Source organism: Vibrio sp. Isolate22 (assembly GCF_022398115.1).
In the GTDB taxonomy this organism is placed as follows: Bacteria; Pseudomonadota; Gammaproteobacteria; order Enterobacterales; family Vibrionaceae; genus Vibrio.
The window spans coordinates 14,131-28,975 of record NZ_JAKEUW010000060.1 but is presented as its reverse complement, the minus strand read 5'-3'; the positions used below and the strand labels follow the sequence as shown (position 1 = coordinate 28,975).

Below are 14,845 nucleotides of genomic sequence, written 5' to 3'. Positions count from 1 at the left end.
GGGAGGTATGGTGGGCACAAGTGCAAGAAAGTGGAATTAAGCCATTGAAAGAGTTCGCACGAAAACTGAGGCCTTATCTTCACGGTATTATTGGATCGGCAAGTTATCCGCTCAACACCTGCACATTGGAAGGGATAAACAACAAAATAAAGTTAATCAAGCGAATGGGGTATGGGTATCGAGATACAGACTACTTCTTCTTGAAGATAAAAGCGGCTTTCCCCGGAAAGCCGCGATGAACCTTTTTTAATCTGTCTCTAAAGCTAAGAATGCGTTTGTTTAACACTCATCGTTCACAACACGAACAGTACACACACACCCTTCCGGAGGACATTGACTGGCATTAGAGCGTCCAAAAGAGTCATAAAGTACATAACACCCTGACGGTAACGCGTCATCCGTTATATGGTTCTTATTTAAATCATCGTCACTAAAAGGTTGGTTATATCCGACGACCGTGTGTCTGTTGCCAAAGTCAGAAATTATACTGTCATCATCAGACAAGGTCATAAAATCGATCATCGTTAATTTGTCGCCCGACTCGCCTCGGCTTTCTGGGCAAAGGGTTCCCCAGTCAACTTCAACACTACCGATACCAAAGTCGATCACGTAGTTGCTCTGATCACCCGGGTTTGATGCATCTGGATTAAGTCCAGCGATGATAGCTTTTGACGTTACTTGTGTAATGACCCCTTCCATTGCACCCGCAACACCTTCAAGCACCGCTTCTCTCGCTGATTCTTGGATATTAAGAAACCTCGGCGCTGCCGTTACAGCAATAATACCGATTATCACGATCACAACGATTAGTTCCATTAACGTAAAGCCGTTTTTCTTCATAACACCCACATCAGCAACAACTTAAAGATTCGATAGCTCAATCATTAGATAATGATTGAATTATCATTAACTATACATCCTGAATAGCGCACTTAAAACTCTCCCCACTTCGCCATAAATGGCTTGAAAGAGCTCAATTTATAAATTCAACACTAATTGGAAGCGTTGTCACATAAGGTACGAATAAGCTTTCTACCAATAATACTGGTGGATCGAATGAGGCGATATACGGATCAACTTTAATCCAAATATTTGAGCTAAAGCATGAACGACCAAATAGAAGCTACATATAGCTAACGAAAAGGCGAACCAATTGGCTCGCCTTTTCGTTTCAAGAGTCGTATGTAAAGAATCGAGCTCAACAAGCCATATCTATCGATTAATCGCCAGATATGAGCCTGCAGCAATCATGATGCCACCAGCGCTTTGATTTAACCGTTTATGCGCCCGTGGGGTTTTCAGCAAAGTCACCATGCGCCCTGCTCCCATTGCAATTAGCATTAAGCCAGCCATTAGTGCAATAGAAGCTAATACAGAAACTAAGACGATATCTTGTGAGCGTAAAACCGTCAGATCAACAAACGTGGGTAAGAAAGAAATATAAAACAGAATCACTTTAGGGTTTGACGCTGAGATCAGAAAACCTTGAGCGAAGCTAGCAAGTTCTGATTTCTGACTTTTTTTGGCTGCATGCTCTGCCGATCCTTGCACTTCAGGTAAGGCCTTGAACATCTTGTACCCAAGGTAAATAAGGTAAGCTGCGCCGACATAACGAATTATCTCGAAAGCAAATGACCAGTTTTCCGCAATAGTTGCCAAGCCAAAACAAGCAAGCGCTAGATAAATAAGATCACTGCATATCATACCTAAAGAAAGGGAAATGCACTTGCGCCATCCATCGACCATTCCACGTGCCAAAATCGCAAATACGCCTGGCCCCGGAGTAATGCCAAATATAAACATTGCAATAAAGAATGTAACCGCACCTTCAAACGACATTGGCTTTTCCTTATTCATAGCTCAACATGATATTTGCTGAACGTAACATGCGATCTTAAAGGGAGTAAAGAAACTATTCACCGATTCTTTATTAATAAAAAAGCGACCCGTATGGCTCGCTCTTTATATTTCAGCTTCAGTTGAAAAGAAACTTAACTAGTTCGCGATTGGTGACAGCAACTTAGGGTTTACGACTAAGTTTCTCACACCATGTGCGTGGTCTTCATTAAAGTCGTTCCCTTCACACCAGCTACCAACCGTTGCGATGTTCACTTTCGCCACTTGTGGTCTCACGCTCCATGTTACTTGGAATGGTGAACCTTGCTCGTTGTAGCCAGGGCCGGTAGTAGAGCCTGCGTATTGAATAGCAGAACCTGTATTTTGTGGAATGTTGGTCGCTTGGTGTAAACCATTCACTTTAGAGTGTTTAGCTAACTCTTCAAAATCAAGCGCTTTATCGTCGTTCACTAAGACGTAGACTTGGGTTTCTACACGTAACTGAGGGTTGGTAATCGCATCATTAAAACACGCACCCAATGTTTCACCCGGCTCCACTTGTGCCGTTGAGTACACATAATGCACTTCGATAGTATCACCAGAATGAAGTGAACCATGGTCACTCGGGCAAATATCCTGACCGAATGGCTTCAGTTCTGCCTCAGTTAGCTTACCTGCATATTTGAATCCACTTTGGAAACCTTTGCCGTCACCATTACCCGCATACTGGGTAAACTCACCACCTTTGTGCTCTGCATTTTTATGAAAGTGAATATTACATAAGTTCATCGCAGATGAATCCGGCGCATCAGAGAACAGGCGCTCGTTAGTCCCTTCGTATGAACCTAGATCACGTGGTGCCTGCGGACCAAAACCTTTGCCTTGTGTATTTTCGGACAGTTGTGCTCTTTGTTCGGCGATAACGCTGTCTGAAACTGCCTCATGGCTAGCACCAGACGCACTCGCCTGTGTCGATAACATAACCATGGCGACGCTTAAAAACACACTTTTGTTTTTCATATCTCTTCCCTAGACTCTAATTTATTAAACCTAACTGACTGTGTCACAACGGCATATTACTATGCTCACGAGTGAGTATAAGACATTGTCTTTGTAAGATTAGATTTCAATGCTTACTTTGGGAGAGTATTCAAACCCTTGGGGCATATCACAAGATCAATAGGTTAAATACGGCGACTCCCTTCCATAACAAGTAAATAGCGAACTGCGCTGACCTGCCCCTTACTCAAATCCAACTCATATTGTGTTAGTGAGCAGAAACAAGACGTTACGTAATCCTGAGGAATTTAATGCCAGTCACCAAATTCAGGATCAAAAAAGGCGAACCCATTGGCTCGCCTATTTTGTTTTGTCGTGATTTTTAAAATCTAGCTATTGTGCTGGTCGCGTTCCTGAAGCAAATATTCCGAAAGTCATGACATTCAAAGCATCTGTCACACCCTCCAATGATTTGATGACTTGCTTCGTAGGCCCGTTATTGAATATATGGTTTCCCAAGCCTTTTTCGCTGTGAACCTTAGCGTGCTCCTCAGGGTCTTGCTTCTCGGTCACTTGGGTCTTTTCATTCGCTTCTGGTGATTCACTCAGTTCATGAGAAGCCACACTGTCATTGCTATTGATATCACTGTCTTCTGCGGTGACAACGGAGCTCTCTTTTACGCTATTTGTGTTAGGCTCAATGACATCTTCACTTGCCGTTTCATTAACTACACCCTCTTCGACACTGTTGTTAATCACTTTTTCGTTGCTTGAGATATTTTCGTCAGTTTGATTTTCACTGGTTGTCGCACAAGCAGATAAAAGCAACAGGCTAATAGTTATTGTGATTAATTTTCTGACCATGACGATTGGGACTGGATTAATAAAACATTGTTCGATTGTAAGTAACTTAGGTCAGAAGTTCCAGTTACGCGCTTGTTTTGTCGTAACGAGATGTGTACATAATTACGTACTGCTTAGAGGCTCTTGGGTTTACGGAGTCTTACTTCAAGCTTAAATAGAGTATCTGATTTTTGGATAGCACAATCCACCGACATCGAGCTTCTAATAATTTGATACTTCGATTAGGTTACCATCAGGATCTCGCAGATAAATAGAGGTGATCTTGTCCATTGCCCCCGTTCGCTCGACAGGCCCTTCTTCGATCGTGACGCCTTGTCCAGTGATATGCTCGTATGCTTCATCAATGTGTGTGTTGGTTATGAAACATAGGTCTGCACTCCCGGCTTGAACATGCCTAGCCTTAGGTTCGAACTCTTTCCCCTGCTGATGGAGATTTATCTTTTGGTTACCAAACGATAATGCCCAGCGTCCCTCTCCAAACTGTATAGGTTTCATTCCTAACACTCTCTGATAGAAATCTACTGTTATCTCGATATTTTTAACAGTTAATACAAGGTGATCTAGATGACTTACTTCCATATATGATGGCTCCTAGTTAAACCGCTCTACAGAAGCCCTGAACGTTTATCACTCATAATCTAGCGCCTAGAAGAGTGACACAAGCATCTTATGCGTTGTTACCTCTCATTATTAACGAATAAAGGGAGTACTTTTAAGCACTCCCTTTGTTCGATTTTTCTATTGGATTAACGGGTTAAGTTAGTTACACATCCCGTCAAATGTCCAATGCCAGTAACTCTGGAACGGATCGGATCCCCAGTTATCAACGTTGGCCGTAAAACGGTTACCCCAATACTGAACGGTAGCGCCTGCAGGATAGAAAATGTTTGAGCTCCACTCAGGAATATCAACACAAGAACCTTCTGGCTCTGGCTGTGGTTCAGGCTGAGGCAGTTCCAATACACTGCTTACCGCTACATAAGCGTCCGTTGCCCCTTGTGCACCAGATACCATTACGTAGATATCATCCCCTTGTATACCGCCAAAGCCACAATACTCGTAGTTATCCAAGTTGGTAGACGAGCAATCATAATCATTCAATGATGCAGGGCGACCAATAGCAACATACAAATCAACGTTACCGTAACCATTGTAAGTTTGGATCCAAACATCGCTTTGAGAGCTGTTCTTTAGAACGAATTGCTGCTGATCGTTACCGCTGCTCAGCACAGGTGCAGGCACATTAAACTCAAGAGCCGTAATGCCCGGTATTGGTGTTGGTGTTGGTGTTGATGTTGGTGGATTAGGGTTCGGATTCGGCTGACCGGAACCACAATCTTGAACATTAATTCCAACCTGGCTAAATGCAGTACGCACCGCTGATGCTTCATAACCTAGCTTTTGCGCTGCCTTACAAACACCATCCGCTCCAGCTTGGAAGTTAGATCTTGGCGTCCAGTACAGTTGGTTAGCTGTTGCGTAAGCCATGAACGCTTTTTTAATGTCCCAACCGTTACTGGTTGCTAAGTGGTAGAATGCTTTGTTGAAGATTCCTGAACTGTGGTGAACATCGATGCCATTGTAGTATTGGTTAACGTGATCGATAGACATACCATCTTGGCTAGGTTGAATGAAGTAGCGCATTGCAGGGCTGTACTTCATAACGTGTTCACCCATCTTCCAGTTAAAACTGCCATGAACATATTCACTTAAAGCGGCCGCTGCCACATCAGAGAATGATTCATTCATACCACCTGACTGACCACGGTATTCAAGGTTTGAGTTCTGTTCCGTGAAGCCATGGCTTACTTCATGCGCAATCACATCCCATGTAGCCAATGGGTACATAGACTGGTTGCCATCACCAAACGTCATTTGACGACCATCCCAAAACGCATTGCCATAGTTAGAACCGTAATGCACACGCATGGTTAGCTTTTGTTGGATTGGACGTGTGTTTAACCACTCTTTGTACATGTCGAATACACGCTGGCCAAAGTAATGTGCATCGTTCATAGGCGCGTATGCACCGTTAACGGCTCGGTACGTATTGACGTTCTTACCGTAATTTCCGTTACATGCAAACTGGTGAGTCTGCCCATAATCTTGTCGATTATTCATATTCACGGTAACAACGTTTTGGCTGTCCATCTGGCAATATGAATTAACTTGGAACCCACCATACTGAGTGTTTGGGCCGAAGTAGTAGCGACCACTTTTTTGGTTACCACCAGGGCCTTCCGCTTCAATGAAAGCAATCCCTTCCCACTGATCAATTAATTCACCAGATTTTGCATCAACGAGCGTAATTGGGCGTGAAGGTGCCATACCTTTGGTTTGCAGGAAATCGACCTTATAGATTAGGCGAGCTTGTTGTTGGCCATCAAGCCAAATGAAAAGATCAGCATTTGGGTTGCGCACTGTCATCGCCGCAATGCCTTTATGCTGAGACTTGGCTATATCAATGGCCTGCTGCGCGTTGATCATTGGTAAAGTAGAACCAATATCAGCTTCAATGCCGGTTAACACTTGTCCATCAACGGCTTGAGCAATACCTTTCTGGGAAAGATCAACCACTACCGACTGACCATAAACTGGAACGCCATAGTGAAGTTGTTGTTTACGAAGGAGTGTCGTTGTTCCGATCTCAACTCGACTTGCTTCTTGGTAAGCAAGTGATTGATTTACCGAACTAAAGCCCTGATTTTTTTGATTTAGAATGGTTGATAGATCGACATCGGAATAATTCACGACATTGGCAGCTTGAGAAGTAAACGCTATTGGGAATAGCATTAGCAAATGTGTACCACGCATACATCACCTTTATAATTTTGTTTTTATAAATTCACCCTACAGATGAGCGCGCATCTTAACGATAGATCTCACGCATGATTAAGTGCGCTTAGTTTTATATGTGATATCGATTCAGAACATAAATTTTCACGAGATAGAAAGTGAGGTGGGGAATCAAAAAACTAATACTTTCCGGCACTTACCAACAACTCATTAAATAGACGTAAAATATGGAGGGGTATCAAATTTTGATAATTTCCCGAAATTTGATGCTTCAAATCGCTACGAGATTAAGGGGCGAGATCGATTTTAAAATAGCAACGCCAACTCACCATCACGAAATTCAACGCTCCCATTCATAAGGGGCCAATTAAAATAATGATGAGGGTGTGTTGGCGATGAATAAGTTGGTTGCTGTTGGGGCTTAGCCTTTATTGAGTGTGTAAGTGATTACGTTATCGCTGCCTATCTTAAACGCCCAAGTGCTGTCACCGCTGGTAAAGCGATACTCATCCTTGGACGAAGTTGGTGTCAGTTTGACGATAAACTCGGTTAGTTGAGGCTCATCTATATGAAAACTTCCCTCCGACGTATTGGTGTCTAAATCGTTATTTACTTCAATCTGTTCAGTTGAATTAGGCACGATATCTGGCAACCAACCTCTATCAAACAAGCGATCTTGTTGTGCTAGTTCGTAGGTTGCATATTCATTGCTGACCACATCCGAACAACCAGACAGTAGAAGTAAAATTGGGAGTAACAGTTTGATTTTCATTTAATTCCATCATGTGAAGATAAGGCCTTAGCCACTCTCAGTTGTATTCAAATAAAGAACAGCTGTGAGTGACAAGTACCGTAACAAAAACGATTTTATAAATTAGTTGTTATTCCCATTCAATTTAATTGACTTTATTTACATATAATCCACAATTAAACCATTGATAATTTGAGCTTTAAATGTAGAATTCGGCCTAGAAAGCAGCCTATTATTTAGAGTATGTTCAAGCCAAACACGCCCTTCACATCGAACAAAACAGCTTCTGTTTTCTCTCTCGAGACTTGCGTACCTTTGCGTAAAATATCAATGAACTGTGATTTGTCATCTAATAACTCAGCTCTACGTGCTCTTATCGGCCTTAACATCTCCTGCAAGCATTCTTCTAATACCTTCTTAGTTTGTCCGTCCCCTAGCCCGCCTCTTCGGTAATGATTCTTTAACTCGCTGACATATTGTGTGTCACTATGGAACGCATCAAGATAGGTAAACACAATATTCCCTTCCACTTGGCCAGGATCTTCAATTTTTAAGTGGTTTGGATCGGTATACATGGACTTCACAGCCGTTCGAATCTCTTTCTCAGTCGCACCTAGGTTAATCGCGTTACCCATCGACTTAGACATCTTGTTTTTCCCATCCGTACTCGGAAGGCGTGATACGTTACTTAGAAGCGGCTTACATTCATTCAAAATAGATTTACCAGCGAGTGAGTTTAGCTTTCGAACAATCTCGTTTGTTTGCTCTAGCATTGGCAGTTGATCATCGCCTACCGGAACTAACGTCGCATTGAACGCCGTAATATCAGCAGCCTGAGATATCGGATAAGTGAGAAAGCCTGCAGGAATAGAACGACCAAACGCCTTGTTTTGAATTTCACTTTTGACCGTAGGATTACGCTCTAAACGTGCGATAGATACAAGGTTACTGTAAAACATGGTCAGTTCAGCCAATGCTGGAAGCTGAGATTGAAGACAAATCGTCGTTTTAGTTGGATCGATGCCCACGGCCAAGTAATCGGCAACGACATTGAGAATATTTGAAGATACCTTTGCTGGATTATGCGCGTTATCAGTCAAGCCCTGCATGTCAGCAACCAATATCGTTTGGTCATGCTCATGTTGTAAAGATACACGTTGTTTTAGAGAGCCTACGTAATGCCCTAAATGCAAAGGACCCGTCGCGCGCGGTCGCCGGTAAGAATAATTTCTGATTTATTGTTGTTTTGATTTGTTTTCATTGAGTATCTCCAAGTTAAAAAGCTACTGGAGATAAAAAGAGAGGACAATATTGATGACATTCTTAGCTACCTTCCAGCAGCGTAAGAATGTGAGTATTCCGTGCTGCTCTAGATAGAGCACCACCAGAAGAAAACTGAAGTTGAAGCGGGATTATATTTCATTATTAGAACGTACCAATATTATTGGCTAACGACAACACATTTTATCAATTCAGCTTAAGCCACTGTATTAAATGAAAAAATTGACAACTCTAAAAGCATGATTTGGCGAGCATCAAAGTATGTTTTTAAATCTACGAACTACGTAACTAAACTGACGACTTAGCAAGATACGCTACCATTTCTTGTTCAGGTACCATGCCTCCACCCGTCGCCCAAACAAGGTGTGTGCTGTTGGCTAAGGTCTTATCATCGATACCGAATCTCGTCAGATATCCACTATCGTGTTCGACATGGATCGCGCCCGGCATGCCCGCTAAAGCAGAGGGTTCTAGCTTGATACCTTCTGCTAGATTCAAATCACCTAACAGCTGATACATGCGCTCATCCGTTAATGTGTAGTAACCATCTAACAAACGCTCCATCGCTCTACCAACAAAGCCTGATGCGCGACCTACGGCTAACCCATCAGCTGCAGTAAGGTTATCAATACCAAGATCTTGTACGGCAATCTCGTCATGCAAACCGGTGTGAACGCCTAATAACATGCAAGGAGAATGCGTCGGCTCTGCAAAGATACAATGAACATGGTCGCCAAACGCCATCTTCAAACCAAACGCTACTCCACCAGGGCCACCACCTACGCCACACGGCAAGTAGACAAACAACGGGTGCGCTTTATCGACGACAATCTGTTGCTGCTCAAATTGCTGTTTGAGTCTTTCTCCAGCGACGGAATAACCAAGGAATAGTGTTTTCGAGTTTTCATCATCGATGAAGAAACAACTTGGATCTTGCTCTGCTTCTTTCCGTCCTTGTTCAACCGCGACGCCATAATCTTGCTCATACTCAACCACATTTACGCCGTGCTCACGCAATTTGTTCTTCTTCCAAGCTCTCGCATCAGCAGACATATGAACCGATACTGTAAAGCCCAGTTTCGCGCTCATAATACCGATCGACATACCTAGGTTGCCTGTTGAGCCTACCGCCATGCTGTATTGTTTAAAGAAGTCTCGAAACTCCGGCTCTAACAGTTTGCTGTAATCATCGCTTTCACTCAGTAACCCAGCTTCAAACGCGAGTTTTTCGGCGTGAGTCAGTACCTCATAGATACCGCCACGAGCTTTGATAGATCCAGAAATGGGCAAGTGACTGTCTTTCTTCATCATCAACCGCCCTTTTATCGGTAATTGATAATGCGCCTCCAATGCTGTTTTCATCGTTGGAATATCAACAAGCTCAGATTCAATGATGCCATTAGACAATTGAGTTTCAGGAAATGCTTTTGCTAGATAAGGGGCGAATCGTTGTAAACGTAGACTCGCATCAAGAATGTCTTTCTCACCCAAGCTGACATAAGGTAACCCTTTCTCTAGTGTTGTAACATTTGGGTTAAACCAAACCACCTCTTCGAGCGCCATCAGTTTATTTAGTAATGGAAAGTCGTTGATGAGGTTGTTTAGATTCAATGCGGTCATGGGCTACCTTCTCTGGTATTAAGCGTTCTGCGCTATTTCAATCACTTTGTGTGAAACCTATTAGAGCCGTAATCGAGAAATGATTCAATAACCTAAACTTGTGCCTAACCACAACTGGATGGTATTTCTCTTTTTATATCCTTGAGGCGACTGTCTTGATGTATTCGCTTGGCGACAGACCAAACTTACCCTTAAAGCGCTGACTAAAACGCCCTTCAGACTGGTAACCACAAGATTGAGCGAGCATCGTGACATTCTGTTGGCCATTTTGCATAAGATACAAAGCATGGCTCAAACGTACTTCCGCTAGCACTTCACGATACTGCATGCCTTCGAGTTTGAGCTTACGGATTAACGTCGCTCGACTCATTGCGAAGCGCTCTGCAACATCCTCTAAAGGGTGCTTATCGTCTGGAGAATGAGAAAGGTAGTGACTAAGCTTTTGGCTGAAAGAGACATTTGAACTTGAAAACAATCGATGTAAAACACCTTTCTCTGCGAGTTGTTGATACAAACCTTGCAACCAAAACTGCTGTGTTGTTTCACTCATGCTTTGACGGTCAAACGTAAACAGTGCGTTCAAAGAGTCTTGCAAACTACGATCTGCTCCAACAGTAGGCAAATCAGATGCATTCGAGTTCTTTTCACTCAGCTCGAGCATCGCCTGATTAGGTTGAAAATGAAAGCTGAAAACACGAGACAGGAAACGCCCTTTCTGTGGCATATTCTCAAAACTCAGTGATGCCGAAGCTTCACACAACAACAATTCAGAATGAGTAAGCTCTGCTGCCGAGTCTTTCCAAAATAAACGCTTACTGCCTGTGATGATTTGAATAATACTAGGGGATAGAATCCTCACATTACGCAGTTTTTGTAACTGCTCAGCTCGAAAAACTGTCACTTGATATTGATGATTCATCTCATCCCCCATTTATTCGTATTTACGTTTAGCGCAACAAACTAGCGTGTGTAAGTTGCCGTCAATCTTGCTTTGTCTAACGCCATGCTATTCAGTGTAAAGCCTACGACAGCTGACGGTGTATTCTCATCAAGGTTTAGCTTGTCAGTTGGTAGCGCCCAAACCGTGAATTGATAACGATGCATGCCGTCTTTCTCTGGAGGGCAAGCACCACCAAAGCCAACGGTTCCGTAATCGATGCGACCTTCCTTACCACCTAACTTTGCAATATCCACAGCGCGAGGCAGTTCATTGACCGTAGCCGGAATATCGAATGCGACCCAATGCCAGAAACCACTTTCGGTTGGGGCATCAGGATCATAAGCCGTAATAGCGAAGCTTTTGGTTCCTTCAGGCGCATCTTTCCACATTAATTGCGGAGACAAATTGTCTCCATCACAGCCCCAACTAGAATATTCAAAAGTCTTCGCCATTGGGTTGCCTTCTTGAATATCGTTACTCGTTAGTTCAAAAGCGTGAGCTGATCCTGCCGCTACGATGCTGATTGCCAATACTGATTTAATAATTGTTTTCATGATGGTTCCTCTTATTGGTTTTAATCCAGTATATTCAACCCCATCGTTTTAAAGGTAACAGTAAGTACACAAATATCTAATAAAAACCAAATAAGTGATACTTACTGCACTTTTGGGGTTGTAGTTAATGTAACCATCAAATGAAATGCAATACTCGTTTCGCGACTCTCGGTCACAATTTGATAAAGTGAGGACACTTGTTGACATTCAGGTTACAAATCTCGAGCAAAACGCTTTAGACTCCCGCGAATGACTTTTAATGAGAATAACTGGATGCGCAGGCTGACCCTAGCCCTTTGTTTTTTGTTTTGGCTTCCTACATTAGCCAATGCCCAAAGCTTACAAGACAGATGGCAAGCACTCTATCAATTGAGCTGGCAAGCATCCCCGATATCTGTTTCTCAACAAGAGTTATCTCATTACCCGAAGGTTCTGCTTAAAGACCGTAGTCGTTACCCCAATTTCAACAAATTCAGTTGGCAAGATATTGCGTCGTTAGCCACGATACAGCAAACCTGTCAAGCGATTGAACCCTCTAATTCTGCGTTAAACGATGCCATCGAGTTCGAGCTCGCTTTGTGTCAGCAACAAACCTTAGATTCAATCTGGTTTGCCGCTCACTCTAAACAACACCCTGCTGGTGGAAGTTTTGCAGACCGTTATGTGTCGTATTACCCAGAGACAAGTGAACAAATCCGCCCGTTTTTAACGATTACCAATCCACTGCACCCGCTCTACACCAAACTGCAACCGTTAACAGCAGAAGGAAGAGAAGCTCTGCTTGATGGATACCGAGCCTGGCAACAAGGTGATGTACTTTGGTTGAGTGGAGAACAAGGCTGGAAGGCCGTCCCGGAGGATATTTGGGAACCCATTGCAAAACAACAAGGCGTAAGTTTATCTGGAGAGAACTGCTCTTTTCGTTACAGCAACCTGTGTCTTAGTGAAACAAGCAATGACACGCTCATGATGAAAGTGATGATCTTTTCATTACTGATTATTCTGTGTTCTATATTAGGACGCTCACTGTATTTAAAAACCAAGCAACGCAAAGAGAGACAGTTTGTGTTGCAACTCCTGACTCATGAGTTGCGTACACCGATCACCAGTTTGGGATTAACAGTCGAAATGTTCAGAAATCGCTACGATGAGTTCCCAGATGAAACTCAAGGTGCAGTTTGGCGTTTAATCTCTGACTATCAAAGGCTGTCTCAGCTCACTGAAAACAGTAAGGTCTACCTAAGCACTGAACAATCTGAACCTTTATTGAAGCAAAACGCTTCGCTTGAAGAGTGGCTTGAACATGTATGCGAGAAGCACAACATAGGCTATCAATGTGAGTCCGGAGAAGTCGAGCTTAACCTGCCCTATTACTGGCTAACGATTTGCTTAGATAATTTGATCAAGAACGCTAAGCAACACGGTCAAGGTGAGGTATTGGTTAATGTAACGCTCGCGGATAAACTGAGGATCGAAGTGCAAGATCAAGGACATTTCCCTTCGTTGTTACAACGTACTTTGTACCGAGTCACTCCAAACGACCCGCATAAACACGACAACATGGGTATTGGCCTCACCATTGTGGAACATTTAATGAAACAGGCAAATGGACGTCTCATTATTCTTCGTAATCCAACCAGATGTATTTTGGAAATAGCTTATGAACACCCTACTACTGATTGAAGATGACCCGTTACTTGGGCAAGGCCTCGTCAGTTTCTTTGAGTCTAACGGTTATCAATGTCTTTGGGCGCAAGATTCCAGTAACGCCAATAAACTATGGTTACGCGCCGATCTTGTGGTGCTCGATAGACAACTAGAAGACGGTGACAGCTTACAACATCTTCCAAACTGGTTGCTCCTGAAAGCGCTACCTGTGATTGTATTAACCGCTAAAGTAGAAGTTCAACAACGTGTAGAAGGCTTAATGGCGGGCGCCAAAGATTATGTGACTAAGCCATTTTCAAATGAAGAGTTGCTGGCGCGGGTCATCACTCAACTGCGCCCTCTAGGTACAAGCCATCTAGCTTACGCCAACATAAAGATCAATCTATCAGAAAGAATTGCTTATCTGGAAGAAAGCCCTATCGCTCTGAAACCAAAGGAGTTTCAGTTGCTGGTTCTGTTTATCCAGAACCAAGGGCGAGTGTTTCATCGAGACGAACTGCTCAATAAAATTTGGGGCTATCAAGCCTTTCCAAGCACCCGAACAGTAGACAATCACATACTCCGTTTGCGTCAGAAACTGCCGACACTCCACCTAGAAACTCACCGTGGTGTTGGCTATCGTTTAGTTGGGGACTCCCAATGAGAGTAAGATCGTTAACCGCTTTGCTGTGTGCGTTGCCGTTTGCTAGTCATGCGACTTGGTTTGCTGAGACACCTTTACAGCGCTCCTATCAATCGCTACTTGATGAGCAACCGCAGCTTGCATGGCAAGAACTACAGATCGCACTTAATCAAGAAGCACTGGATAGTCAGCTTTGGCTGCCCGTAAAACAAGAAATACTCACTAGAACTCAATGTGGAAGACAACTAAAACAAAGTGATGTATCTACCCACCATATCCAAGTGAGCTTTATTAAGCGTTACGGTCTTTCATCACAGGGCTATCAGATTAAAATCTCAGCCGAACCACGCAGCAATGATCTAAATGAACAGGCTCAGCCTGTCACACTCATCGCTCCAGATGGTCTTTCGATGATTGAAGGGCAGCTCGACTCGGGCGTTGATTACCAAGAAATTGAGACTAAAGAGATGTTCATTAAGCCCGAATCTGGTGTTTATCAATTAACCGTTGGGGCGAACAGCTACCCCATTGTTGTTGCTTTAGATGACAGCAATCGCTGGTTAACACTGGAGAACAAACTTGAGAACGCACACGTTGTGGTGACGCCACCAGAGGTTATCGATAATTGCCCGAGTACCCACGTAAGTTGGCAATGGTTTGATGAAAGCTACAACATGTTAGGCTTCAAAGTGCCGATCAAGGCAAAGCAAGTTATGGTTCCTGCACAAAGCCCAGCGGGAGAAAAGGCCAAGCACCTAAGCGCATCAGTGGAAATGTTCGAGTACCAAGGTGCGATTGAGGTCCAATACGTTCAACGCGTCGCTGTACCTTTCTAGAAAGCGTTTTTGTATAACTTTGATGGATCGCTTTGATGGTTCTACGAGGCAGAAATAGAGACATATAGGTGACAAAAC

General features: G+C 43.3%; 14 protein-coding genes and 1 pseudogene. 4 read left to right on the top strand and 11 right to left on the bottom strand.

The annotated features are described in order from the left end of the window. A partial coding sequence (locus L1D55_RS22815) for a transposase (protein WP_239916214.1) occupies window positions 1-239 on the top strand: 239 nt, incomplete at its 5' end. A gap of 40 nt (window positions 240-279) precedes the next feature. Here L1D55_RS22815 and L1D55_RS22810 read toward each other — a convergent pair. From L1D55_RS22810 to L1D55_RS22760, 11 genes and pseudogenes are all read right to left on the bottom strand, one after another. Next, the gene (locus tag L1D55_RS22810) at window positions 280-816 is read right to left on the bottom strand and encodes an MSHA biogenesis protein MshA (protein WP_181143961.1); all 537 of its coding nucleotides are present in this window, start codon (window positions 814-816) and stop codon (window positions 280-282) included. 396 nt (window positions 817-1,212) lie between these two features. Continuing rightward, window positions 1,213-1,839 carry a LysE family translocator gene (locus tag L1D55_RS22805; RefSeq protein ID WP_171761791.1) on the bottom strand — a complete coding sequence of 209 codons (627 nt, stop codon included), beginning with the start codon at window positions 1,837-1,839 and terminating at the stop codon, window positions 1,213-1,215. A 156-nt stretch (window positions 1,840-1,995) separates the two neighbouring features. Then, complete coding sequence (locus L1D55_RS22800; protein ID WP_128164181.1) at window positions 1,996-2,856, bottom strand: delta-class carbonic anhydrase; 861 nt, start codon at window positions 2,854-2,856, stop codon at window positions 1,996-1,998. Window positions 2,857-3,228: 372 nt separating this feature from the next. Then, a complete protein-coding gene (locus L1D55_RS22795) occupies window positions 3,229-3,699 on the bottom strand; it encodes a hypothetical protein (protein WP_239918970.1) in 471 nt (156 codons plus the stop codon). A gap of 201 nt (window positions 3,700-3,900) precedes the next feature. Next, complete coding sequence (locus tag L1D55_RS22790) at window positions 3,901-4,278, bottom strand: VOC family protein (protein ID WP_239918969.1); 378 nt, start codon at window positions 4,276-4,278, stop codon at window positions 3,901-3,903. A gap of 180 nt (window positions 4,279-4,458) precedes the next feature. After that, complete coding sequence (locus L1D55_RS22785; RefSeq protein WP_239918968.1) at window positions 4,459-6,513, bottom strand: M4 family metallopeptidase; 2,055 nt, start codon at window positions 6,511-6,513, stop codon at window positions 4,459-4,461. A gap of 403 nt (window positions 6,514-6,916) precedes the next feature. Beyond that, window positions 6,917-7,267, bottom strand: coding sequence for a hypothetical protein (locus tag L1D55_RS22780; RefSeq protein ID WP_239918967.1), 351 nt, complete (start codon window positions 7,265-7,267; stop codon window positions 6,917-6,919). Between the two features lie 215 nt (window positions 7,268-7,482). Next, a pseudogene (gene trpS / locus L1D55_RS22775) lies at window positions 7,483-8,507 on the bottom strand (tryptophan--tRNA ligase). Window positions 8,508-8,815: 308 nt separating this feature from the next. Beyond that, a complete protein-coding gene (locus L1D55_RS22770; protein ID WP_239918966.1) occupies window positions 8,816-10,147 on the bottom strand; it encodes a D-serine ammonia-lyase in 1,332 nt (443 codons plus the stop codon). A 133-nt stretch (window positions 10,148-10,280) separates the two neighbouring features. Beyond that, window positions 10,281-11,066 carry a helix-turn-helix transcriptional regulator gene (locus tag L1D55_RS22765; protein ID WP_239918965.1) on the bottom strand — a complete coding sequence of 262 codons (786 nt, stop codon included), beginning with the start codon at window positions 11,064-11,066 and terminating at the stop codon, window positions 10,281-10,283. Between the two features lie 41 nt (window positions 11,067-11,107). After that, entirely contained in the window at window positions 11,108-11,641 is a 534-nt protein-coding gene (locus L1D55_RS22760) for a YbhB/YbcL family Raf kinase inhibitor-like protein (protein ID WP_239918964.1), read from the bottom strand. 273 nt (window positions 11,642-11,914) lie between these two features. Between L1D55_RS22760 and L1D55_RS22755 the strand changes: the two genes are divergently transcribed. From L1D55_RS22755 to L1D55_RS22745, 3 genes are read left to right on the top strand one after another with little or no spacing between them, the layout of a single operon-like run. After that, a complete protein-coding gene (locus L1D55_RS22755; protein WP_239918963.1) occupies window positions 11,915-13,324 on the top strand; it encodes a DUF3404 domain-containing protein in 1,410 nt (469 codons plus the stop codon). Then, window positions 13,302-13,952: a response regulator transcription factor gene (locus L1D55_RS22750; RefSeq protein ID WP_239918962.1), complete on the top strand. Its 651-nt coding sequence runs from the start codon at window positions 13,302-13,304 to the stop codon at window positions 13,950-13,952. Before L1D55_RS22755 ends, L1D55_RS22750 begins: the two co-directional genes overlap by 23 nt. Continuing rightward, a complete protein-coding gene (locus L1D55_RS22745; protein ID WP_239918961.1) occupies window positions 13,949-14,767 on the top strand; it encodes a DUF2861 family protein in 819 nt (272 codons plus the stop codon). Before L1D55_RS22750 ends, L1D55_RS22745 begins: the two co-directional genes overlap by 4 nt. Window positions 14,768-14,845 lie beyond the last annotated feature (78 nt).